This is a genomic window from Aquipuribacter aurantiacus, assembly GCF_051216895.1.
Classification (GTDB): domain Bacteria; phylum Actinomycetota; class Actinomycetes; order Actinomycetales; family JBBAYJ01; genus Aquipuribacter.
The window spans coordinates 133831-156735 of record NZ_JBPKAO010000005.1 but is presented as its reverse complement, the minus strand read 5'-3'; the positions used below and the strand labels follow the sequence as shown (position 1 = coordinate 156735).

Annotated in this window: 19 protein-coding genes; 6 read left to right on the top strand and 13 right to left on the bottom strand. The window is 75.0% G+C overall.

The window, feature by feature from the left end:
* Nucleotides 1–212: 212 nt before the first annotated feature.
* A complete protein-coding gene (locus ACR80Q_RS08955; RefSeq protein ID WP_435377255.1) occupies nt 213–515 on the top strand; it encodes a hypothetical protein in 303 nt (100 codons plus the stop codon).
* Between the two features lie 35 nt (nt 516–550).
* Nucleotides 551–1237 (top strand): nucleoside/nucleotide kinase family protein, encoded by a 687-nt coding sequence (locus ACR80Q_RS08950; RefSeq protein ID WP_435377254.1) that lies wholly within the window; start codon nt 551–553, stop codon nt 1235–1237.
* A 13-nt stretch (nt 1238–1250) separates the two neighbouring features.
* On the opposite strand, the gene ACR80Q_RS08945 is transcribed toward ACR80Q_RS08950, so the two are convergent.
* Nucleotides 1251–3137 carry a serine/threonine-protein kinase gene (locus tag ACR80Q_RS08945; RefSeq protein ID WP_435377253.1) on the bottom strand — a complete coding sequence of 629 codons (1887 nt, stop codon included), beginning with the start codon at nt 3135–3137 and terminating at the stop codon, nt 1251–1253.
* 62 nt (nt 3138–3199) lie between these two features.
* Between ACR80Q_RS08945 and ACR80Q_RS08940 the strand changes: the two genes are divergently transcribed.
* Complete coding sequence (locus ACR80Q_RS08940) at nt 3200–3967, top strand: ABC transporter ATP-binding protein (protein ID WP_435377252.1); 768 nt, start codon at nt 3200–3202, stop codon at nt 3965–3967.
* A complete protein-coding gene (locus tag ACR80Q_RS08935) occupies nt 3943–5535 on the top strand; it encodes a hypothetical protein (RefSeq protein ID WP_435377251.1) in 1593 nt (530 codons plus the stop codon). Before ACR80Q_RS08940 ends, ACR80Q_RS08935 begins: the two co-directional genes overlap by 25 nt.
* On the opposite strand, the gene ACR80Q_RS08930 is transcribed toward ACR80Q_RS08935, so the two are convergent.
* The 5 genes from ACR80Q_RS08930 to ACR80Q_RS08910 are packed head-to-tail and all read right to left on the bottom strand — an operon-like array spanning nt 5525 to nt 11048.
* Nucleotides 5525–6583: an ABC transporter ATP-binding protein gene (locus ACR80Q_RS08930; RefSeq protein ID WP_435377250.1), complete on the bottom strand. Its 1059-nt coding sequence runs from the start codon at nt 6581–6583 to the stop codon at nt 5525–5527. The genes ACR80Q_RS08935 and ACR80Q_RS08930 overlap by 11 nt on opposite strands.
* Entirely contained in the window at nt 6576–7616 is a 1041-nt protein-coding gene (locus ACR80Q_RS08925; protein ID WP_435377249.1) for an ABC transporter ATP-binding protein, read from the bottom strand. Before ACR80Q_RS08925 ends, ACR80Q_RS08930 begins: the two co-directional genes overlap by 8 nt.
* A complete protein-coding gene (locus tag ACR80Q_RS08920) occupies nt 7609–8502 on the bottom strand; it encodes an ABC transporter permease (RefSeq protein WP_435377248.1) in 894 nt (297 codons plus the stop codon). The genes ACR80Q_RS08925 and ACR80Q_RS08920 overlap by 8 nt, the downstream gene beginning before the upstream one ends.
* Nucleotides 8499–9440 (bottom strand): ABC transporter permease, encoded by a 942-nt coding sequence (locus ACR80Q_RS08915; RefSeq protein WP_435377247.1) that lies wholly within the window; start codon nt 9438–9440, stop codon nt 8499–8501. The genes ACR80Q_RS08920 and ACR80Q_RS08915 overlap by 4 nt, the downstream gene beginning before the upstream one ends.
* On the bottom strand, nt 9441–11048 hold the full coding sequence (locus tag ACR80Q_RS08910; protein ID WP_435377246.1) for an ABC transporter substrate-binding protein: 1608 nt from the start codon (nt 11046–11048) through the stop codon (nt 9441–9443). It lies immediately after the preceding gene.
* Between the two features lie 376 nt (nt 11049–11424).
* Here ACR80Q_RS08910 and ACR80Q_RS08905 point away from each other — a divergent pair, with 376 nt between their 5' ends.
* Both ACR80Q_RS08905 and ACR80Q_RS08900 read left to right on the top strand, forming a co-directional pair.
* Nucleotides 11425–12555, top strand: coding sequence for an ABC transporter ATP-binding protein (locus ACR80Q_RS08905; RefSeq protein WP_435377245.1), 1131 nt, complete (start codon nt 11425–11427; stop codon nt 12553–12555).
* Between the two features lie 101 nt (nt 12556–12656).
* Nucleotides 12657–13919, top strand: a complete 1263-nt coding sequence (locus ACR80Q_RS08900; protein WP_435377244.1) for a DUF4032 domain-containing protein — start codon at nt 12657–12659, stop codon at nt 13917–13919.
* On the opposite strand, the gene ACR80Q_RS08895 is transcribed toward ACR80Q_RS08900, so the two are convergent.
* The 7 genes from ACR80Q_RS08895 to nagA form a co-directional block, all read right to left on the bottom strand.
* Nucleotides 13916–14848: a MurR/RpiR family transcriptional regulator gene (locus ACR80Q_RS08895; protein WP_435377243.1), complete on the bottom strand. Its 933-nt coding sequence runs from the start codon at nt 14846–14848 to the stop codon at nt 13916–13918. The genes ACR80Q_RS08900 and ACR80Q_RS08895 overlap by 4 nt on opposite strands.
* The gene (locus tag ACR80Q_RS08890) at nt 14838–16634 is read right to left on the bottom strand and encodes a serine hydrolase domain-containing protein (RefSeq protein ID WP_435377242.1); all 1797 of its coding nucleotides are present in this window, start codon (nt 16632–16634) and stop codon (nt 14838–14840) included. Before ACR80Q_RS08890 ends, ACR80Q_RS08895 begins: the two co-directional genes overlap by 11 nt.
* Nucleotides 16631–18013: an exo-beta-N-acetylmuramidase NamZ family protein gene (locus ACR80Q_RS08885; RefSeq protein ID WP_435377241.1), complete on the bottom strand. Its 1383-nt coding sequence runs from the start codon at nt 18011–18013 to the stop codon at nt 16631–16633. The genes ACR80Q_RS08890 and ACR80Q_RS08885 overlap by 4 nt, the downstream gene beginning before the upstream one ends.
* Nucleotides 18010–19833 (bottom strand): glycoside hydrolase family 3 protein, encoded by a 1824-nt coding sequence (locus tag ACR80Q_RS08880; protein WP_435377240.1) that lies wholly within the window; start codon nt 19831–19833, stop codon nt 18010–18012. Before ACR80Q_RS08880 ends, ACR80Q_RS08885 begins: the two co-directional genes overlap by 4 nt.
* An 81-nt stretch (nt 19834–19914) precedes the next feature.
* Nucleotides 19915–20697, bottom strand: a complete 783-nt coding sequence (locus tag ACR80Q_RS08875; RefSeq protein ID WP_435377239.1) for a DeoR/GlpR family DNA-binding transcription regulator — start codon at nt 20695–20697, stop codon at nt 19915–19917.
* Nucleotides 20694–21743, bottom strand: a complete 1050-nt coding sequence (locus ACR80Q_RS08870; RefSeq protein WP_435377238.1) for an N-acetylglucosamine kinase — start codon at nt 21741–21743, stop codon at nt 20694–20696. The genes ACR80Q_RS08875 and ACR80Q_RS08870 overlap by 4 nt, the downstream gene beginning before the upstream one ends.
* Nucleotides 21740–22903: an N-acetylglucosamine-6-phosphate deacetylase gene (nagA, locus tag ACR80Q_RS08865; RefSeq protein WP_435377237.1), complete on the bottom strand. Its 1164-nt coding sequence runs from the start codon at nt 22901–22903 to the stop codon at nt 21740–21742. The genes ACR80Q_RS08870 and nagA overlap by 4 nt, the downstream gene beginning before the upstream one ends.
* Nucleotides 22904–22905: the final 2 nt, after the last annotated feature.

The window sequence follows — 22905 nt, the reverse complement described above, 5'->3', positions numbered from 1 at the left end:
CTCGGCCGGCTGAGGGCCGGACTTGAGCCGCACGGGCGCACCGGCGCGACTCTGGGTGCAGATCACGCCCGAACGGGTGACCGCAGACCCATGAAGGCGCAGCGGGACACCCAGGTGGGCCACCGCCCCCGCGCCGCGAAGCGGTCGGCGTCACGGGCCCTGCGGCATGCTGCCGCGATGACGCGACACGGAGCGCACCGGCGCAGGCCGCGATGACCCGCGCAGCTGTTGCCGACCGCCGCCGTCACCTCACCGCGCTCGTGGTGCTGCTCGCCGTCGTCGTACCGCTGGCCTCGGTCGTCGCGCTCACCCCGCAGGTGATGGCGACCGGCGAGGTGTCGCACTGGCCCTGGGAGGAGCACGGCTTCTGGGGCTGGTGGCTCGTGCCGGCCGGTCTGTGGCTGTCGGTGATCCCAGCCGTGCGGCGCCACCGCCCGGCGAGGCTGGACCGGCTCACCGTGGTGCTGCTGGTCCTGGCCGCGGGCACGACCCTGGCGCTGCTCTACAACCCCTGAGGCGTCCGGGTGGCGGCCCCGGCAGACTCGGCTCCGTGACCGAGACGTCCGTGCACCCCGCCGTCCGACCGCTCGTCGGCGCGGTGGTCGACCTGGCGGCAGCCCGCGAGCGGGTGGTCGTGGGGCTGGTCGGGCCCCCGGGGACGGGCAAGTCGACCGTCGCGGCGCTGCTGGTCGCCGCCCTGCAGGCGCGGGGCACCTCGACCGCGCTCGTGCCGATGGACGGTTTCCACCTGGACCAGCAGGAGCTGGAGCGGCTCGGCCGGGCCGACCGCAAGGGCGCGCCCGACACCTTCGACCCCGCGGGGTACGTGTCCCTGCTGCGCCGGCTGCGGGAGCGGCGCGAGCCGGTCACCTACGGCCCGCGCTTCGACCGGGACCTGGAGCAGTCGGTCGGCTCCGCCCTGGCCGTGCCGGCGGACGTCCAGGTCGTCGTCACCGAGGGCAACTACCTGCTGCTGGACCGCTCCGACCTGGCCGGGACCCCGGCCGGGGCCGACCCGGCGAGCGCGGCCTGGGCGGACGTCCGCCCCCTGCTGGACCGGTGCTGGTTCGTGGCGACCGACCCCGGGCTGCGCCTGCAGCGGCTGCTCGCCCGGCACGTCGCGCACGGCCGTTCCCCCGAGGCCGCCCGGGAGTGGGTGCAGCGCTCCGACGAGGCCAACGCGGCCCTCGTCGACGGCACGAGGCACCGCGCCGACGGCGTGGTCGCCTGGGACTGAGCCGGATCCGGCGTCAGAGGCCGGCGGTGACGACCAGGACGGCCGCGACCACGACCAGCCCGGCCAGGCCCGCCAGCACCATCCGCCCGTTGCGGGACCGGGCGACGGGCTCGGTGATGGCGCGCGAGCCCTCTCGCACCGCCGCCCCGCCGGGTCCGTACCAGGCGACGACCGCACCGACCGCGACCAGCACGGTCAGCACCCGGGGGTCCAGCAGCACGGCCCGGACCAGCGTCCAGTCGTCCCACGGGACGTCGCGCACGACCACGACCGCAGCAGCGGCCATGAGCAGCAGGGGCGACACGACCAGCGCCCCCACGATGAGGTAGCCGGCGCTGGCCAGCAGCGCCCCGACGAGCCGGAGCGGGTACATCAGGGTCAGCCCCGTGCGGGCACCGGCCCCCAGGCGTCCGGCGCGCCAGCGGGTCTTGGCCGCCGCCACCCGCGACCACTGGACGGCGCGGGCCACCGACGCCCAGAGCAGCCCCACGACCGCCGCACCCAGCGGGGTGACCGCGGCCACGGCGACCACCACCACCAGTGCCAGCAGGGCCAGCCCGTGCCGCCGGGGCAGCGGGGCGACCGGGGGCTCGCCGTAGCGGGCGTGGGGCTGCACGGCACGGCCGTCGGCGGGGCCGGGTCCCGACGGCACCTGCGCCAGCGCGGACCCGGCCACCGGAACCGACGACCCCGCACCGGGGTACCGGTCGGCCGAGGCCGGCGCACCGACCTGGGGCGGGCGCGGGTCGGTCCGGACCGGCTGCTGCACGGCCGTGCCGGCGGCCGGTCGGACCGGGGCGGGCGGGGGCGGGCGCTCGATGACGCGCGTGGTCGGGGCAGGCTCCCGCTGGAGCGGGCGCGGCGCCTGCCGGGTGGGGTCCGGGCGCGGCGCCTGCCGGGTGGGGTCCGGGCGCGGCGCCTGCCGGGTGGGGTCCGGCCGCGGCGCCTGCCGGGTGGGGTCCGGGCGTGCGTCGACGGCGGGGCGGGGCGCCCGGGCCGGAGCCGGCCGCGGCGTGACGCGCGTGCCCGCCACGACCTGCTCGGCGATCACGGCCCCGGACCCCGCGACCGCGCCGACGCCGCCGGGCGCCGCGGCCGGCTGCGGTCGACGACCGGTGAGGCCGGCGATCGCGTCGGCCAGGTCGGCGGGCGAGGGACGGGTGGACGGGTCCGGACGCAGGGTGGCCGTCAGCAGCCGCGTCAGGTCCGGGTCCAGCCCGTCCAGGTCCACCGCGCCCCGACGGACCCGGTCCCAGACGGCCTCCATCGGCCCGGAGCGGAACGGCGGGCGCCCCGTGGCGGCGAACGCCACGACGGCGCCCCAGCCCCACCAGTCGGCCGCGGTCCCGACGTCGGTACCGTCCAGCACCTCCGGCGACAGGTACCCGGGGGTGCCCACCATCAGCCCCGTCGACGTCAGGGCCACGTCGTCCAGCGCGCGGGCGATGCCGAAGTCGATGACCACGGGCGAGCCGTCCAGCACCAGCACGTTGCCCGGCTTGAGGTCGCGGTGCACGACGCCCACGGAGTGGATGGCCGACACCGCCTCGAACAACCCGGTGCACATCTCGTGCAGGTCGGCCCCGGCCATCGGGCCGTCACGGCGCACCACGGCGTCCAGCGCCTCGCCCGGGACGTAGCGCATCACCACGTAGGGCAGGTCGGCGTCGAAGTCCGCGTCGAGGACCTCGGCGACCCGGGGGTGGCGCACCTTGGTCAGGGACCGGACCTCGCGGGCCAGCCGGGCCCGGGTCTGCGGGTCGGCGGCCACGTGCGGTCGCACTACCTTCACCGCCACGGCCCGGTCGTTGGGGTCCAGGCCCAGGTGGACGACCCCCATGCCGCCCTCGCCGATGACGCGCAGCAGGCGGTACGGACCGACCCGCTGCGTCCCGCTCATCGACCCCTCCTGCCGCTCACCCGACCAACGGTACGGCGTGAGCCAGCCGATACGGTCGTGCCATGACCTCGGGGGCGCTGTCGTGCCACGGCCTGACCAAGCGCTTCGGGACCACCCTGGCCGTGGACCGGCTGGACCTGACCGTGCCGACCGGGTCGCTGTTCGGCCTGGTCGGACCCAACGGGGCGGGCAAGACGACGACCCTGTCGATGGCCACCGGCCTGCTGCGACCGGACTCCGGCACCGTCGTGGTGGACGGGCAGGACGTGTGGGCCGACGTGCAGCGGGCGCACCGCGTCCTGGGCGTGCTGCCGGACGGCCTCGCGACGATGGACCGGCTCAGCGGCCCCGAGCTGGTTGAGTACACGGGCCGCCTGCACGGCCTGCCCCGCGCGCAGGCGGCCGAGCGCGCCGCCGAGCTGCTGGACGTGCTCGACCTGGCCGACGCCGACCGCACCCTGGTGGTCGACTACTCCGCCGGCATGAAGAAGAAGGTGGGCCTGGCCTGCGCCCTGGTCCACGGCCCGCGCGTGCTGGTGCTGGACGAGCCGTTCGAGGCCGTCGACCCGGTGTCCGGCACCACCATCCGCGCCCTGCTCACCCGGTTCGCCGCCGGCGGCGGCACGGTCGTCGTGTCCAGCCACGTGATGGCCCTGGTCGAGCAGCTGTGCGACCACGTCGGCGTCATCGTGGCCGGGCGCGTGGTGGCCGCGGGGACCGTGGCCGACGTCAGGGGCGACGGCAGCCTCGAGGAGCGGTTCGTCGCGCTGTCCGGCGGCTCCCGCGACCTGGGGGGTGGCCTGTCGTGGTTGGCGTCCTCGTCCGGCTGAGGCTCACGCTGCTGCGCAACCAGGCCCGCGGCGGCCTGGAGAAGGTCCTCCTGCTCGTGGTCAGCCTGCTGGTGGCGGCGGGGACGGCGCTCGGCGGGGCGGCGCTGCTGGTCGCGCTCCGCTTCACGACGCTCGACCTGGCCGGCGCCGGCGTGGTGGTGCTCGGGTCGGTCGTCGTCCTCGCGTGGGCGCTGCTGCCCCTGCTCACCAGCGCCGACGAGGTGATGAACGACCCGGTGCGGTTCGCCCTGCTCCCGCTGCGGTCCCGGTCGTTGGCCGCCGGGTTGTTCGTGGCCTCGGCCCTCTCGCCGTTCGCGGTGGCGACGGCCGTGGCCTCGCTCGCGCTGGCGGTGACGTTCGCCCGCGGCCCGGCCCCGGTCGCCGCGGGGCTCGTCGGGCTGCTCGCCGCGGTCCTGGGCACCCTGACGTGCCTGCTGGCGTCGCGGGCGCTGCTGACGTCGGCCGCGTCGGTGCTGGCGGGGCGCCGGGGCCGGGAGACGAGCATCGGCATCGGCGTCCTCGTGGTGTCGCTGCTCGGGCTGAGCGGCCCCGTCCTGGCCGAGCTGGGCGAGCGGCTGCAGACGGGCGCGGTGGACGCGGCGGTCCAGGTGATGGCCTGGACCCCGCTCGGCGCGGTCTGGTCCATGCCGTGGGCGGCGGCCGAGGGCCGCTGGCCGGTCGTGGCCGGTCGCGCCGTCGTCGCCGTGGCGACCCTGGTCCTGCTGTGGCTGGCCTACGTCCGCGCCGTCCGCGCCCGGCTGCGCCCCACCGGTTCCGGACGTGGCCGGGCCCGCGGCCGCACGCCGGAGCAGCGTCGGGCGGTGGTGCCCCGGCGCGGCGTGCTGCCCGACACCCCGCTCGGGGCCCTGGTCCAGCGGTGCCTGCGGTACTGGGTGCGCGACTCCCGGTACGTGGTGTCGGTGATCGCGCTGCCCGTGGTGGTCGGGCTGCTGCTGGTGCTGCCGCTGGTCAGCGACGCCCCGGCGGGCCTGGCCCTGGCCACCGGCCCGCTGCTGGGGCTGCTGCTGGCCTTCACCATGCTCAACGAGCTGGCCTTCGACGGGACGGGGCTGTGGACCACGCTGGCGTCGGCGCTCACGGGCCGTCAGGAGCGCAGCGCCCGGATGCTCGCCCTGCTGCTGTGGGCCGCGCCCTCCACGGTGCTCGTGGCGGTGGTGGGCCCGCTCGTCGCCGGTCGGGCCGAGCTGGTGCCGGCCTCGGTGGGGCTGGCGGTGGGGACGCTGCTGGTGGGCAACGGGGTCGCGGCGGTGTCGTCGGTGGCGCTGCCGTTCCCCGTGCCGCCGGCCGGGTCCAACCCGTTCGCGGGCAACCCGGGCTCCAGCACGGCGGCGCTGGTGCAGCAGGGCCTGGCCATGCTGGTGCTGGTGCCGCTGCTGGCCCCGCTGGTCGGGCTCGCGGCCTGGGCCTGGTTCACGCCTGTCGTCGGCTGGGCCCTCGTCGCGGTCGGGACGGTCTACGGCACCGTCGTGCTGGTCGTCGGCGTGCGGCTGGGCGGCGGGTTGTTCGACCGGCGCGGACCGGAGCTGCTGGCCCGGCTCAGCCGCTGACGGGGGCGACGCCGGCCCGGTCGTCCAGGTCACGGGCGTGCAGCAGGCAGGCGGCGCGGTGCCCGGGGCCCACGTCCAGCAGGGACGGGTCGACCCGCGAGCAGGCGTCGAACGCGCTCGGGCAACGGGTCCGGAACCGGCAGCCCGACGGGACGTCGGTCGGGCTGGGGACGTCCCCGGTGAGCAGCACCGGCTCGCGCCGACGCTCGGCGACCGGGTCGGGGCGGGGCACCGCGGACAGCAGCGCCCGGGTGTAGGGGTGCTGCGGGTCGCTGGTGACCTGCTGGGCCGGGCCGACCTCGACGACGCGGCCCAGGTACATCACGGCGATCCGGTCGCTGACGTGGCGGACCGCCGCCAGGTCGTGGCTGACGAACAGCAGGGTCAGGCCCAGGTCGCGCTGCAGCTGACGGAGCAGGTTCATCACCTGCGCCTGGATGGACACGTCCAGGCTGGCGACGGCCTCGTCCGCCACGATCAGGTCCGGCTCGCCCGCCAGCGCCCGGGCGATCCCGACGCGCTGACGCTGACCGCCGGAGAACTCGTGCGGGTACCGCTCGGCCGCGGTCGCGGGCAGCCCCACCAGCTCCAGCAGCTCACCCACACGGCGCCGGCGGGACGCGCCGTCGCCGTGGAGGCGGTGGACGACGAGCGGCTCGGCGACGGCGTCGCCGATGCTGCGGCGCGGGTCCAGGCTGGCGTAGGGGTCCTGGAACACCATGACGGCCCGGCGCCGGACGGCCCGCATCCGGCGCCGGCCGAGGGTCGTGAGCTCGATGCCGTCCAGCTCGACGGTGCCCGCGGTCGGCTCCACCAGCCGCAGCAGGGCGTTGCCCAGGGTCGACTTGCCGCACCCGGACTCCCCGACCAGGCCGAGCGTCTCGCCGCGCCGGATGTCCAGGTCGACGCCGTCGACCGCTCGGAGGGGCCGCTTGGAACCGCCGAAGTGGACCTCCAGGCCACGGACACGGACCAGGACCTCGTCGTCCTGGCCCGTGCCGGCGGGTCCGGTCACCGCGGTCGACCCGGTGCGCGCGGGCTCAACCACGGGCCACCTCCTGCTGCTCGTCGGTGCGGTCCGGGACGGGGCAGCGGGTCGCCGCGGCGTGGTCGGGGCCCACCTCGCGCAGCTGCTCCGGGTGCCCGACGCAGTCGGGGTGGGCGATCGGGCAGCGAGGGGCGAAGGCGCACCCCGCCGGCGGGTCGACCGGGTCCGGCGGCAGGCCCGGCATGGCGAGCAGGTCCGCCCGGTCCTGGCCGGTGGCGGGGTCGTCGATGTTGGGCAGCGAGGCCAGCAACCCCCGGGTGTAGGGGTGGGTCGGCGCGGCGAACAGCGCGTCGGTGGTGCCGGTCTCCACGACCCGCCCGCTGTACATCACGGCCACCCGGTCCGCGATGCCGGCCACGACGCCCAGGTCGTGGGTGATCCACACGACCGCGGTCCCGTGCTCGTCCTGCAGCCGCCGCACCAGGGCGAGGATCTGGGCCTGGACCGTGACGTCCAGGGCGGTCGTCGCCTCGTCGGCCACCAGGACGGCGGGGTCGTGGGCCAGCGCGACGGCGATCATGACGCGCTGGCGCTGCCCGCCGGACAGCTGGTGCGGGTAGGAGCGCAGCGCCCGGTCGGGGTCGGGCAGGCCGACCTCGTCCAGCAGCTGCCGGGCCCGGCCCAGCAGGGCGTCCGTGCCCCGCCGGGCCCCGTCGCGCCCGGCGTGGGCGCGCAGCCCCTCGACCAGCTGGCGCTTGACGGTGAGGACCGGGTTGAGCGACGTCATCGGGTCCTGGAACACCATCCCGACGCCCGGTCCGCGCAGCGACCGCAGCTCCGACTCGCTCGCCCCGAGCACCTGACGCCCGCCCAGGACGGCCGACCCGCTGACGGTGGCGGAGCCGGGCAGCAGGCCCAGCACCGCGAGCATGCTGACGCTCTTGCCGGACCCGGACTCCCCGACCACCGCGAGCGTCTCGCCGGGCGCGACGACCAGGTCCAGGCCGCGCACCACGTGGGCCGGGCCGCGCGGGGTCGGGAACGACACGTGCAGGTCGTCGACCTGCAGCGCCGGGGAGCTCGACTCACCCATCCGTGCCCACCTTCGGCTCGCCGGTCCCGGCCGTCATCACGGACCGGCGCCGCGGGTCCAGCACGTCGCGCAGCGCGTCGCCGAGCAGGTTGAACGCCAGCACCGTGAGGAAGATGGCGAACCCGGGGAAGAACGCCATCCACCACGCCTGCTCGAGGAAGCCGCGCCCCTGCGACAGCATCAGCCCCCACGACGACGCGGGGGGCTGGGTCCCCAGCCCGAGGAAGCTGAGCGCCGCCTCGGAGAGGATCGCGAAGGCCAGGCTGACCGAGGTCTGCACGATGATCGACGGGGCGGCGTTGGGCAGCACGTGGGTGAGCAGGATGCGGGCGTCCGGGGAGCCGACCGACCGCGAGGCACGGACGTAGACCTCCTGGCTCACCGACAGGACCGCGGCCCGGGTGACCCGGGCGAAGATCGGGATGTAGACGATCCCGATGGCGATCATCGCGTTGCGGGTCCCGGGGCCCAGCAGCGCCAGCACGGCGATGGCCATGAGGATCGCGGGGAACGCGAACAGCACGTCCATGGACCGCATCAGCACCGCGTCCAGCGGGCCGCGGTAGTAGCCGGCCAGCAGCCCGACCAGGACGCCGGCCACCAGCGAGATGCCGACGGCGACGACACCCACCTGCAGGCTCACCGACGCGCCCAGGACGACGCGGTCCAGCACGTCGCGTCCCAGCTCGTCGGTGCCCATCGGCGCGGCGGTCGACGGCGGCTGGAGCCGGTTGGGGATGTCGACCTGGTTGGGCCCGCCGGGGACGAGCAGGTCGTCGAGCAGGGCCAGCAGCACGACCGCCGCGATCACGGCCAGGCCGAACGCCCCACCGGCGCGACCGGCCACCAGACGCAGGGTGCGTCCGGCCCGGGCCAGCCCGCTCACCGGGTGCCCACCCTCGGGTCGAGCGCGGCGTAGGACAGGTCGACGAGCAGGTTGATGACGAGGAACACCAGCGCGAACAGCAGCACCGCGCCCTGCAGCAGCGGGAAGTCGCGCGCCTGCACGGCCTGCAGGGCCAGCTCGCCGAGGCCCGGGTAGCTGAACACGATCTCGACGACGACCACCCCGGACAGCAGGTAGGCCAGCTGGACGCCGACCACGGTGACGAAGGGCAGCAGCGCGTTGCGCATGACGTGCCACCCCAGCACGGTCCCCCGGCCCAGGCCCTTGGACCGGGCGGTCCGGACGTGCTCGGAGTCGGCTGCCTCCAGCAGCGCGGAGCGGACGAACCGGGTGAGGATGCTGCCGCTGGTCACCCCGACGGTGACCGCCGGCAGCACGACCGAGCGCGCCCAGGCCGCCGGGTCCTCGCTCAGCGGGGTGTAGCCGCCGGTCGGCAGGGCCAGCAGCGGGGCCACGAAGACGATGAGCATGATGCCCATCCAGAAGTCGGGGATGCTGATGCCGGCCTGGCTGAACACGGTGGCGACGCCGTCGACGACGCTGCGAGGACGCAGCGCCGAGATGGTGCCCAGGGGGACGGCGATCAGCAGCGCCACCAGGATCGAGACCAGGGCCAGGCTGATGGTCGCGGGCAGCCGCTCGACGATGAGCGCCGTCACCGGCTCGCCGGAACGGAAGCTCACCCCTAGGTCACCGGTCAGCGCCGAGCCGGCCCAGGTGAAGAACTGGACCAGGACGGGCTGGTCGAGACCCGCCCGCTCGCGCAGGGCCGCCCCGGCCTCCTCGGTGTAGCGCGTGCCGAGGGCGATCCGGACCGGGTCGCCCGGGACGAGCTGCATGATCGAGAAGACCAGCACCGCGACCCCGGCCAGCACCACGGCCGCCTGGGCCAGCCGGGACGCGATGTAGGTCGTCATTCAGTCCGTCAGCGTCACGGTCTCGAAGTTGACCGCCGAGTCGGGGCGGGCGGTGTACCCGCTCACCGACGAGCTCCAGGCCTCGACCACGTCGGGGTTGAAGTAGAAGAGGTACGACACCTCGTCGACGATGACCTGCTCGGCCTGCCGGTACAGGTCCTGCCGGGCGTCCTCGTCGGTCTCGGCCGCGGCCTGGGCGAGCAGGTCGTCGACCTCGGGGTTGCTGTAGCCCTGGAAGTTCGAGCTCGCGTCGGTGGCGTGCTGCGCCTGGTAGAAGTCGAACGGGTCGATGTTGCCCACCCAGGCCCAGCTGAAGGCGTCGAAGTCGCCCTGGCCCTGCCGGTCCAGGAACACGCCGGTCTCGACCGTGTCGACGTTCATCGTCACGCCGACGTCGGCCAGCTGCGAGGCGACGACCTGGGCCGAGGCGACGGCCGGCTCGTCGGAGTCGGGGACCATCACCGAGAACTCGAGCCCCTCGGCGCCGGCGTCGGCGAGCAGCTGCTCGGCCTGCGCCGGGTCCTGCTCGAACGGGGCGTAGTCGGTGGCCCAGAACGACTCCGAGGGGATGGCGGTCTGGTTGACGGTGCCCGCGCCGAACGTGGCGGCCTCGGTGATCGCCTCCCGGTCGATCGCGTACGCCACCGCCCGGCGGACCTCGACGTCGTCGAACGGCGGCCGGGTCTGGTTGAAGGCCATGTAGTAGTAGTCGCTGCCGCCGGTCTGGCCCAGCTCGACGCCCTCGGTGTCGGCCAGGGTCTCGATGGACTGCGCCGGGACGTTGTCGGTCCAGTCGATGTCGCCGTTCTCCAGGCCGGTCAGGGCCGCGGCGGACTCGCCGACGTAGCGGTACTCGACGCCGGAGATGCTCGGGCCCTCGCCCCAGTACCCGTCGAAGGCGGCCAGCTCGACACCCCCGGCCGACGTCGAGACCAGCTCGAACGGGCCGGTGCCGACGGCCTGCGTGGCCAGGTCCAGCTCGGCGGACTCGCTGGGGACGATGGCCATGCCCTTGAACCCGCCGACGTTGGCCAGCAGGTTGGGGGTCGGCGCGGTCACGGTGATGGTGACCTCGAGGTCGCCCGTGGCCTCGACCGAGGCGACGTTGCCGAACCGGAACGCGTTCGCCAGCTGCTCGTCGATGATCCGGTTGAGGGAGTACGCCACGTCCTCCGCGTCGAAGTCGCTGCCGTCGTGGAACGTCACGCCCTCGCGCAGGGTGAACACCCACTGCAGGCCGTCCTCGCTCGTCGTCCACTCCGTGGCCAGCGACGGCTCGAAGCTGAGGTCCTCCGCGCTCGGCACCACGAGGGTGTCGTAGACGTTCTCGAGCACCTGGAAGCTGGCCTGGCTGGTCGTGGCGTGCGGGTCGAACTGGTCCGGGGTGTTGGCGAGCGCCGCGACCAGGACGCCCTCGGGGGCGTCACCCGCCGTGCCGTCCTCGGCGGAGGCGGTCGGGTCGGGGGCCTCCTCGAGGCCCTCCGCGTCGACACCCTCGCCCGAGCTGCAGGCCGCGAGGGCGAGCGCGAGGGCGGAGGCGCCGGCGACGAGGACCGAGGCGCGGCGGAGGGGACGGACGGGTCGTACGGCTGACGTCGAAGGGCGCACGGTCGAGCCTTTCTGTCGGAGGCAGGACGTGGGGCTTGACGTCCTGCCTACCGGGGTGCCCGGGCCCGTACCAACCGAACGACGTCCCCGCGCGGCCTTCGTTACGGCTTCTTTACCCCTGTCCCGTCCCTCGGACCCCGACGGTCGGGGGCGGGCCTGTGGACCGCGGAGGCGCTATGGGGCAGGATCAGCGGGTCGGGCACCGCCGTCCGGCACCTCGTGCGACGGAGCACCGCAGCACCACCCGCACCACCAGTACCGCTCCTCGGCGCACGTCGACGACGACGGCAGCACCTGGCGGGAGGCCCGGGACATCCGGGCCGCCTTCACGACGGATCGTCCGGCACGTACCTGCCGGTGAAGGGAACACACGGTCATGGCAACAGTGACGTTCGACAAGGCCTCCCGGCTCTACCCCGGGGCAGAGACGCCCGCGGTGGACCAGCTCGACCTCTCGGTCGGTGACGGGGAGTTCCTCGTCCTGGTCGGGCCCTCCGGCTGCGGCAAGTCCACCTCGCTGCGCATGCTCGCCGGCCTGGAGGAGGTGACCAGCGGCAGCATCTACATCGGCGACCGCGACGTCACCGACATGCCTCCCAAGGACCGCGACATCGCGATGGTGTTCCAGAACTACGCGCTCTACCCCCACATGTCCGTCGCCGACAACATGGGCTTCGCGCTCAAGATCGCCGGCGTCGCCAAGGACGAGATCCGCAAGCGCGTCGAGGAGGCCGCCAAGATCCTCGACCTGGCGCCCTACCTGGACCGCAAGCCCAAGGCGCTGTCCGGTGGCCAGCGTCAGCGCGTGGCCATGGGCCGCGCCATCGTCCGCAGCCCCCAGGTGTTCCTGATGGACGAGCCGCTGTCCAACCTGGACGCCAAGCTGCGGGTGCAGACCCGCACCCAGATCGCCTCGCTGCAGCGTCGCCTGGGCGTCACCACCGTCTACGTGACCCACGACCAGGTCGAGGCCATGACGATGGGCGACCGCGTGGCGGTGCTCAAGGACGGCCTGCTCCAGCAGGTCGACAGCCCCCGCAGCATGTACGACAAGCCCAACAACGTCTTCGTCGCCGGGTTCATCGGCTCCCCCGCGATGAACCTCATGACGCTGCCGCTGACCGACCAGGGCGCGCAGTTCGGCACCATGCTGCTGCCGATCTCGCGTGAGGCGCTGGCCCAGACGTCCGGCAACCGGGTCACCGTCGGGGTCCGCCCCGAGGACCTGGAGATCTCCACCACCGGCGAGGGCCTGCCCGTGCAGGTCGACGTCGTCGAGGAGCTCGGCGCGGACGCCTACATCTACGGGACGACCGAGGCGGCCGAGAAGGTCGACATCGACGACCCGGACCTGCGCGGCGAGGACAAGAACAGCGGCAACAACGTCATCGCCCGCACCGACGGCCGTCGTCCCCCGACCCGCGGCGAGACCGTCCACCTGGTCCCCAGCGACGCCAACCACGCCCACTTCTTCGACATCAACAGCGGGGCCCGGCTGAACGCCTGAGCCGACCCGATGCTCGACGACGGGCGCCTCGCGACCACGCGGGGCGCCCGTCGTCGTCCACCGCTCGCCCCAGCGACAGCGACGCCCCACGATGAGGAAGCATGACCCCCGTGACCAGCTCCCTGCAGATCACGTCGACCACCGCCGAAGGCGGCCTGCTCGACCTGCCCTGGGAGCTGCCGCTGGAGACCTGGCCCGAGGACCGGATCGCCGCGCTGCCCCGCGGCATCAGCCGGCACGTCGTCCGGTTCGTCCGGATCAGCGGCAAGGTCTACGCCGTCAAGGAGATCACCGAGCACGTCGCCCGGCGCGAGTACCAGATGCTGCGCAACCTGCGGCGACTCGCCGTGCCGTCGGTCGAGCCGACGGCGGTGGTGTCCGGGCGTCACGACGCCGACGGCGAACCTCTCGAGGCCGCCCTGATCACCCGCCACCTGCAGTTCTCGCTGCCCTACCGCGCCCTGTTCAGCCAGACCCTGCGACCCGACACCGCGACCCGGCTCATCGACGCCCTGGCTGTGCTGCTGGTGCGGCTGCACCTGACGGGCTTCTACTGGGGGGACGTCTCGCTGTCGAACACGCTGTTCCGCCGCGACGCGGGCGAGTTCGCCGCGTACCTGGTCGACGCCGAGACCGGCGAGCTGCACCCGTCGCTCACCGACGGCCAGCGCGCGTACGACGTCGACCTGGCCCGGGTGAACATCGCCGGCGAGATGTTCGACCTGCAGGCCGGTGAGCTGCTCGACGCCGACTTCGACCCCCTCGCCGCCAGCGACCGGATCGTGCACCGCTACGAGAGCCTGTGGCGGGAGCTGACCGACGAGGAGTCCTTCGACTTCGGCGAGCGGTGGCGGGTGGACGCCCGGATCCGCCGGCTCAACGAGCTGGGCTTCGACGTGGGTGAGCTGGCCATCACGACCGACTTCACCGGCACGTCGGTGCAGATCCAGCCCAAGGTGGTCGACGCGGGCCACCACACCCGCCGGCTGCTGCGCCTGACCGGCCTGGACGTCGAGGAGAACCAGGCCCGTCGCCTGCTCAACGACATGGACTCGTTCTCGGCCGCGAACGACCTGCAGGGCGAGGACGAGGAGATCGTCGCGCACACCTGGCTGAGCACGGTGTTCGAGCCGACGGTCCGATCCGTGCCACCGCAGCTGCGGGGCAAGCTCGAGCCCGCCGAGGTGTTCCACGAGGTCCTGCAGCACCGCTGGTTCATGTCGGAGGCGGCCGGGCACGACGTCGGCCTGGACGAGGCGATGCGCAACTACCTGGCCGACCAGCTGCCCCACCGCCGCGACGAGAAGGCCGTGCTGGGTGGCGACGACACCGAGCCCGTGCCGATCGTCGGCTACCTGGACTAGACCTGCCGGGGGTCCACGTGGTGGTCGCGGACCGCGGCGTAGGTCACCTCCAGGGCCGCTCGGGTGCGCTCGAGGTCCTGTTGCGCCAGCCCGATGAACACGCAGTCCACCAGCGTCAGCTGCGCGATCCGGCTCGCCATCGCCCCCGACCGGTACGTCGTCTCCCGGACGGCCGTCGTCAGGACGTGGTCGGCCACCGCGGCCAACGGCGATCCGGGGTGGCTGGTGATGGCGACGGTCGTGGCGCCCGCCCGGGCCGCCTGGCGCAGCGCCTCGACGGGCTCGGTGGTGGTGCCGGTGTGCGAGAACGCGACGGCGACGTCACCGGGCCCGAGCAGCGCAGCGCTGGTGACCGCCACATGGGGGTCGGCCCAGGCGAAGCACACCCGCCGGATCCGGTGCAGCTTCTGCTGCAGGTCCATCGCCACGAACGCCGAGGCGCCGACGCCGTACAGGTCCACCCGGGCCGCGTCGGCCAGCGCCTGCACCACGTCGCGCAGCACGCCCGTGTCCAGCTGCTGGGCGGTCTCCTCGACGGCCCGCGCGTCCGCGTAGGCCACCTTCGCGACCACGTCGTCGAGGGTGTCGTCGGGACCGATGTCGGCGCCGACCTGCTCCCGCGGGGCCGGGCCACCGGTCTCGGCGGCCAGGGACAGCCGCAGCTCCGGGTAGCCGGGCAGGCCGAGCGCCTTGCAGAACCGGTTGACCGTGGTGACGGAGGTGTCCGCCTCCTCGGCCAGCCTGGTGATGGTCAACGACGACGCGCCCATCGGGTCGTCCAGGACCCGACGGGCCACCCGCTGCGCCGCCGGGGCCAGCGACGGCAGCAGCGTGCGCAGCCGCACGAGCAGGGGCGCGGTCGTCGTGGTCCGGGCCCGGGCCTGCGCGGGCAGGACCACGTCGACGTCGGCCTCGGTGTCAGCGCTCAACCGCCGTCCATCCCGTCGTCGTGAAGGCCTCGGGGCGACGCTCGCCGTCGAGGACGGCTCCGCCGCGGGTCACGACCCGGACCCCGTCGACGAGGACGCCGCGGCCCAGATTGGCCGCATCCGTGCTGTAGCGCCAGCGGAGCAGGAGCTCGCCGGCCGTCCCGTCCGCCCGTCGCAGGTCCGCCCGGGCGGGCCACCAGGTGCGGTGCCCGGACGCGGCGACCGTGCCGTCGTGCTCGACCCTCCCGCCCCGCTGCCGGGTGGTGAACGGGACGGGTTGCCAGGTGTCGCCGTCGTCGGAGGAGGACTCCAGCGCGAGGACGTCGGTGCTCTCGGTGTCGACGAAGACGTCGAACGTCAGCCGACCACCGGTGGCGGGCAGGTCGAGCGGGACCTGCAGGGTGGACGTGGTCGAGTCGGTCGAGGCCGCGGCCCAGGCCGTGGGACCGTGGCGGGGCGGTACGGCCATGGCCGTCGCCAGCCCCTGGGCGACCGCACGACGCAGGGGGTTCACCGAGCCCCACGCCCGTGAGGGGTGCACACGGTTGCTCAGCAGGACCACGAAGGAGCGGGAGTCGAGGTCCAGGACGAGCGAGGTGCCGGTGTACCCGGTGTGCCCGGCGGTGCGCGGACCTGACAGACCAGCCATGTACCAGCGCTGGTCGAGCTCGAACCCGAGCCCGTGGTCCTGCCCCGGAAAGGCCGCGTTCTCGTCGGTGACCATGGCCTCGACCGAGGCGCGGGACAGGACGCGCGCGCCCGCGTACGTGCCGCCGTTGAGCACGGCCTGGGCCAGGACCGACATGTCGGCCGCGGTCGAGAAGACCCCGGCGTGACCGGCCACCCCGCCCAGCGACCAGGCGTTCTCGTCGTGGACCTCGCCCCGCACCATGCCTCGCGCCGGGACGGCCTGGAACTCGGTGGCGGCGGCGCGGTCGCGCTGGCTGCCGGTCGGGGTGTACCCGGTGTCGAGCATGCCCAGCGGTCCGGTGATGCCCTCCGCGACGAGCTCGTCCAGGCCCTGGCCGGTGACCTGCTCGGCCACCAGGCCCACCGTGATCAGCCCGATGTCGCTGTACAGGTACCGCTCCCCCGGTCCGGACACCGGCGCGGCGGCCAGCACGGCGGCCAGGCGCGAGGCCCGGTCCGGGTAGGCGCTGTGCAGGGGCAGCCAGGACGGCAGCCCGGCGGTGTGGGTGAGGAGCTGCCGCACCGTGACCTCGCCCTTGCCGTTGGCTGCGAACGCGGGCAGGTAGGTCGCCACGGGGGCGTCGAGGTCGACCCGACCGGCCTCGACCTGCTGCATGACCACGACGGAGGTGAACAGCTTGGACACCGACGCCATGTCGTAGACGGTGTCCTCGGTGACTGGTACCCACTGCTCGCGTGGCAGCTCGGTACCCGCGCCGTCGGCGTAGCGCAGCGCCCAGCCGGTGGCCTCGCGGGCCACGACGGCCCCGTCGTGCGCCATCACCGTGATGGCGCCCGCGGTCAGCGGGCGCACCTGACCGGTGGGTCCCGACGGCTCGGTCCAGCCCTCGACCGCGGCCAGCGCGGCTCGGATCGGGGCGGGGTCGAGCCCGGCCGCGGCCGGGGTGCTGTCGTGCAGGAGCGTCGAGGCCGGCGCGAAGCCCCGGTGCGGGTCGTCGAAGCGGGCGGCAGGAACCTCCGCACGGTTGCTCGCCGCCACGGGGGCGACCCCGGCTGCCGTCACCAGCAACGCGGTCACCAGCAGACCGGCGACCACGGCCACCGTGCCGGTCCCGGCGCCCCGGTGGCCCGTCACCGACGTCGCCCGCGGTAGAGCAGGTGCGGTCCACGCCGTCGCTCGAAGCCGGCCAGCTCGTCGGCCCAGGCCGCCTCGACCTCGGCGACGCTCGCGCCGGCGTCGACCATCTCGCGCAGCCGGGTGGACCCGCTCAGCTTGTCGACCCAGAAGGGCCGCGCGGTGTCCCAGGCGTCCCGGCGCCACGCGAACTCCGGGTAGAGCCGTCGGGCCTCGACGAGCATGGCGACGGCGACGGTGATGGCCTCGACCCGGATCGGGTCGGTGACGTGCACCTGCATCCCGGCGCACACCGCACCGGCGTGCTTGCTGAACGTGGGGGTGAAGTAGGCCTCCCGCACGGCCACCCCGGGGATGTCGTACGTCCCGACCGCCTCGGCCCAGCGGGAGTCGAAGGCCGGGTCGCCGACCCACTCGAACGGCCGCGTGGTGCCGCGGCCCTCCGAGCTGAGGGTGCCCTCGAACAGGCAGGTCCCCGGGTACAGCAGGGCGGTGTCGGGGGTGGGCATGTTGGGGCTGGGGGCGACCCACGGCAGGCCGGTGTCGGTGAACACCATCTCGCGGCGCCAGCCCTCGACCTGCACGACGTGCAGCTCGCTCAACCGGTTGCCGGCCTCGGCGGGCAGGAACTCGGCGTCGAAGTACCGCGCCAGCTCGCCGACGGTCATGCCATGCTGCTGGACGATCTCCTTCTTGCCGACGAAGGTCGTGAACGGCGTCGTCATCATCGGACCGCGGGCGTACCCGCCGACCGGGTTGGGGCGGTCGAGGACGACGAACCGGACGCCGGTGCGGGCCGCGGCGACCATGGCGTCGTACATCGTCCAGATGTAGGTGTAGAACCGGGAGCCGGCGTCCTGGATGTCGAAGACCACGGTGTCGACCTCGGCCGTGCGGTACAGCTCCGCCAGTGCGGCGGCGTCGGCGCCGTAGGCGTCGTAGACCGTGACGCCGGTCCGCTCGTCGACGTAGGTGCCCTCGGAGTCGCCGGCCTGGGCCGTGCCCCGGAAACCGTGCTCGGGCCCGAACACCGCGACCAGGTCGACGACGCCGCTCGCGGCCATGACGTCGACCTCGTGGCGCAGGTCCATGAGGACGCCGGTCGGGTTGGTGATCACACCGACCCGCTGCCCGGCCAGGTCGGACCACCCTCGGGCGGCGAGGACGTCGACCCCTGGCACGACCCGCCCCGGTCGCACGCCGCCCGGACGGGTGGCCGCGCCGGCGGAGGACGCCGCCGCCGGGGTGGACAGGCCGGGAAGGGCGACGAGCGCCCCGGCGGCCCCCAGGGCCCCGAGCAGCCCACGCCGGCCGATGCCGGCTGTGGGGGCGCCGCCCGAGGAGCCGTGGTCCGGGCCGGGGCGCGCGGGCCCGGTCACCAGGTCCCCCCGAAGCCGAAGGGGAACAGGACCTCGTCGGGTTCGCCGGCCACGGGCACGTCGACCGGGAGCAGGCCCTCGGGCGGCGTCTCGCCGTGGAGCACCCTCACTGCGGACTCCATCGACACCGCGGTGTAGGAGTACGTGGCCAGCGAGGTGGTGACGTCCGGCAGGTAGGCGATGTCGTAGGGGTCCCGTACGGCGACGTGCACCACCGGTGTCCCGGTGGCGACGAGCTCGGCCACCAACCGCTGCTGCTGCCGCCCGGGGTCGGTCACCCCGGCGTCCCAGGCCTTCTGCGTCAGGACCACCACCAGGTCGCGGGTGGCGGCGTCGGCCGCGGCGGCCGCGATCCGGGCGGCGGTCGGCCGGGCACCCGTCTCGAGCACGACGGGGGTGTGGCCGCGGCGACCGAGGGCCTGGCCCACGGCGGCGGTGGTGGCCACGCCCCAACCGGTGACCAGCACCGACCTGGCCCCGGCGGTCAGCGGCAGCACGTCGTCGGCGTTGCGCAGCAGCGTGACCGTCCGGTCGCTGACCCGCTGGGCCGTCGCCAGGTGCTCGGCCGTCCCCACCACGCCCGCGATCCCGGCCAGGTCCACCTCCGACCCGGCCACGAGGCCACGCCGGTACTTCAGCGCCAGCACCCGCTCCAGGCTCTCGTCGAGCCGGTCCTCGGTCAACCGGCCCGAGGCGACCGCGTCCAGCAGCGCCTGCCGGGCGGCCATCGGGGCGGCGGGCATGAGCAGCACGTCGGCGCCCGCCTCGAGAGCGCGCACCGCGACCTCGGCGTCGCCGTACTGCTGCCGCACCCCGGCCATCTCGAGGCTGTCGGTGATGATGACGCCGCGGTAGCCGAGCTCACCGCGGAGGACCCCGCTCATGATCGGCGCCGACAACGTGGCCGGGTCTCCCGAGGCGTCCAGCGAGGGGACCAGGATGTGCGCGGTCATGACGCTGTCGACCTGGGCCTCGATCGCGGCACGGAAGGGCGGTGCGTCGACCTCCTCCCACTCGGCGCGGGTGTGGTCGATGGTCGGCAGCGCCGTGTGGCTGTCGGTGGCGGTGTCGCCGTGGCCGGGGAAGTGCTTGGCGCAGGCGCTGATGCCGCCGTCGCGCTGGTAGCCGAGGACCTGGGCGGCCACCATCTCGGCGACCAGGTCCGGGTCGGAGGAGAACGACCGCACCCCGATGACGGGGTTCAGCGGGTTGACGTTGACGTCGGCGACGGGCGCGAAGTCCTGGTTGATGCCGATCGCGGCGAGCTCCTGTCCCGTGATCGCCGCAGCGGTGCGGGCGTCGTCGGGGCTGCGGCCGGCGCCCAGCGCCATGGAGCCGGGGAACGGGGTGGCCGGTGGGCCGACGCGGGTGACGACACCCTGCTCCTGGTCGGTGGAGATGAGCAGCGGGACGCCGGCACCGCTGCCCCGGGCCGCCTGCTGCAGGCCGTTGGACAGGGTCGCGATCTGCCGGGGGTCCCGCACGCTGTCGGTCCAGGCGAAGTAGATCACCCCACCCAGGTGGAACTCGCGCACCACCTCCGCCGGGGTCGCCACCCCGTACAGCGCGACGTTGCGGGCGTCGGCGGTGTCGGGCGTGGCGCCGTAGGCGTAGCCCGTCATGAGCTGGCCGATCTTCTGCTCCAGCGTCATCCGCCGGATGGTGGTGCGGGCGTAGGCCCGTTCCCGGCCCGGCGCACGACCGGGCCCAGCGGTCGCCCCGGCCGCGGGGCCGCCCACCGCCACGGCGCCTGCCAGCGCGGCGAGACCGCCCAGGACACCACGACGGCTGGGGGCGCAGGGACCGGACGGCGTTGTCACTTTGTTCCCTCAATCTGCATGACAAGGGAAATTACCTCCCGGCACACCTGAGGTCAACGGCCTCACGTTCCGGTCGCGGCGCTACCCGGCGACGACGACCCTGACCCCGGCGCGGTCCAGCCCGTCGCGCAGTCGGGCGTCGGGGGTCGTGTCGGTGACGAGGACGTCGACCCCGGCCAGCCCCAGCAACCGGGCCGGGGCGTCGACCTGCAGGGTGGCGGCGCCGGCGACGACGACGACCCGACGGGCCGCGGCCGCCAGGGCCCGCGCCACGTCGGCCTCGTCGGTGCCGGACGCGGTGACCCCGAAGCGGTCGCTGACCCCGTGCGCCCCGAGCACCGCGACGTCCAGCACCAGGGGTTCGATGCCTCGGCGGGCGGCCCCACCCGCCAGCTCGTAGGAGCGCGGGAGCACCGTGCCCCCGGTCAGGACGAGGCGGACGTGGGGCCGGGCGCACAGCGCGTACGCGATGTCGACGGCGTTGGTCACCACGGTCAGACCGGGTCCGCCGGGCGGTGCGAGGCGGTCGGTCGAGGCCAGCTGGCGGGCCACCTCGGCCGTGGCCGGCCCTCCGTTCACCCCCACCACGTCGCCGACCCCCACCTGCGCCACCGCGGCCCGGGCCATCGCCCGCTCGGCGCGCGCCCGGACGCCCGAACCCGCCCCGAGCGGAACCTCGTACCCGCGTCGGGCCGCCGCGGCGCCGCCGTGGGTCCGCAGGACCAGCCGCCGCTCGGCCAGGGCGTTGAGGTCCCGGCGGGCGGTCGCGGCCGACACCTGCAGCCGGTCGGTGACCTGCTCGACGGTGACCTGGCCCGCCTCCTCCACCATGCCCAGCACCCGGACCAGGCGCTCCGACCTCATGCGTCCGGACCGGGCCCGACCGCCACCCGGACCTGCTCCTGATCGGCCACGCCGGACCGCAGCCGCTGGAAGACGGTCGCGTCCAGCGGCCAGCCGGGACGGGACAGCCCGGCGACGGCGGCCCCGACCGCGCCGTCACGGGCGTACCGGGCGTCCGCACCCGACATGGCCTCGGCCAGGGCCGCCGACCGCGGGCGCCCGGCGGCGAGCAAGCCGTGCAGCATCACCCCGCCGCCCAGCACCAGCGGCCCGGCGCCGGCCCGCGCCACCCTCACGAGCACGGCCACGTCGTCCTGCGCCCGCTCGACGACCGCCTCCGCGACCGGGTCACCCGCGGCCGCGAACGCCAGCGGGGCGTACTGCGCCAGCTCAGCCGGCCGTCGCTGGTAGAGCAGGCCCATCAAGCGGTCCAACGCCACGACCCGCCCGCGTCGCAGCGAGTCGTCGCGGTCGATCCCCAGCTCGGCGAGCAGCAGGGGCGTCAGGACGGTGGCCGGGGCGATGCCGTCCAGCTCGCCCACGACCGCCCGCACCACGCGGTGACCGACGTCGAAGCCCGACCCGGCGTCGCCCAGCAGCCAGCCCGAGCCACCGTGGACCCGGACGACCTCGCCGCCGACCACCCGCGCGGCCACCGACCCGGTGCCGGCGACCACGGCGCCGCCGCTCGGCTCGCGCGCGCCCGAGTGGTACATCGCGAGGATGTCGGAAACCGTCCGGAGCCGTTCAGGCGGTCCGACGAACCCCAGCGAGCCGGCGAGCACGTCGGTGGGCAGCAGCCCGCGGGCCCCGGCGAGGGCGACCAGCACGTCGGTGACGACCGAGGCGGGGCGCCCGGCCTGGGCCAGCGCCGCCCCGGCGGCCCCCGCGATGGCCGCCAGGGCCCCCTGCGGTCCGGCAGACGTGGGGTTGCCGGCCGGACCGAGCCCGTACCCGAGGCAGCGCCCGTCGGGCTCGACCAGCACGGCCCGGGTGCTGGACCCGCCCGCGTCGACGGCCAGCAGCAGCCTCCGGTCCTCCGTCTCGGCTCCCGGAGGCCTCGTCACGGCAGCCGCAACCCGGACGAGTGGACCTGCACGACCTCCAGCGACGCGTCGAGCAGGACCAGGTCGGCGACGAACCCGGTCTGCACCCGGCCGAGCACCGACCCCAGCCCGAGCGCGTGCGCCGGGGTGGACGTGGCCGCGGCCACCAGGTCCACCAGCGGCAGACCGGCCGCGACGCCGACCCGCAGCGCCCGGTCCAGGGTCAGCGTCGACCCGGCCAGGGTGTCGGTACCGGCGACGACGGCGCGCCCGCCCGCGACGACCACCTCGAGCCCGCCGAGGTCGTAACGACCGTCCTCGCCCGCCGCCGCAGCCATGGCGTCGGTGACCAGGGCGACCCGGCCCGGCGCGGCCGCGAGCAGGACGGCAGCCACGCGCGGGTGCACGTGCTCGCCGTCCAGGATCAGCTCCAGGGTGACCGAGGGGTCGTCGAGGGCGGCGACGACGGGACCGGGCGCACGGTGGTGGATGCCCGGCATGGCGTTGAAGGCGTGGGTCAGCAGGCTCGCCCCGGCACGGAAGGCCCGCGAGGCGGTGCCGTGGTCGCAGTCGGTGTGCCCGACCGCGACGAGCACGCCGGCCTCGCGGAACGTCGCCGCCGCCGCCTCGGCGCCCTCACGCAGCGGGTCCAGCGTCACCTGCCGCAGCGTGCCCCGGGCGGCGTCCAGCAGCCGGTGCACCCGCTCCGGGGTGGGGTCCACCAGCCGCATCGGGTCGTGGGCGCCCTTGCGCGCCTGCGCCAGGAACGGCCCCTCGAGGTGGCTGCCGAGCACCTGCGGGTGGGTCTGCGACAGCTCCGCCACCGTGGCCAGCCGCTCGCACAGCGCGTCCACCGTGTCGGACACGAAGCTGATGACCGACCGGGTGGTGCCGTGGCGGCGGTGCGCGGCCGCGGCCCCCAGGACGCCCGCCGGGCCGTCCTCGTGGGAGTGGCCCCCACCGCCGTGCACGTGCAGGTCGACGAAGCCCGGCACCAGGTAGCAACCGCCGCCGTCGACCACCTCGGCGCCGTCGGCGTGCTCCCGCCAGCCGTCCCCGGACCCCGTGGCCGTGATCCGGCCGTCGCGGCTGCTCACCCAGGCGTCGGTCACCGTCCCGGCCGCGTCCACGACCGTCGTGGAGCGCACGACCCGCGGCGCCCCGGGCCGGCCCGGGGTCACGG

What these genes read in the sequence shown, in the direction of transcription:
- ACR80Q_RS08925 (WP_435377249.1), bottom strand. Translation starts at nt 7,616, where the DNA reads ATGGGTGAGTCGAGCTCCCCGGCGCTGCAGGTCGACGACCTGCACGTG.
- ACR80Q_RS08905 (WP_435377245.1), top strand. Translation starts at nt 11,425, where the DNA reads ATGGCAACAGTGACGTTCGACAAGGCCTCCCGGCTCTACCCCGGGGCA.
- ACR80Q_RS08955 (WP_435377255.1), top strand. Translation starts at nt 213, where the DNA reads ATGACCCGCGCAGCTGTTGCCGACCGCCGCCGTCACCTCACCGCGCTC.
- ACR80Q_RS08940 (WP_435377252.1), top strand. Translation starts at nt 3,200, where the DNA reads ATGACCTCGGGGGCGCTGTCGTGCCACGGCCTGACCAAGCGCTTCGGG.
- ACR80Q_RS08900 (WP_435377244.1), top strand. Translation starts at nt 12,657, where the DNA reads ATGACCCCCGTGACCAGCTCCCTGCAGATCACGTCGACCACCGCCGAA.
- ACR80Q_RS08945 (WP_435377253.1), bottom strand. Translation starts at nt 3,137, where the DNA reads ATGAGCGGGACGCAGCGGGTCGGTCCGTACCGCCTGCTGCGCGTCATC.
- ACR80Q_RS08875 (WP_435377239.1), bottom strand. Translation starts at nt 20,697, where the DNA reads ATGAGGTCGGAGCGCCTGGTCCGGGTGCTGGGCATGGTGGAGGAGGCG.
- ACR80Q_RS08915 (WP_435377247.1), bottom strand. Translation starts at nt 9,440, where the DNA reads ATGACGACCTACATCGCGTCCCGGCTGGCCCAGGCGGCCGTGGTGCTG.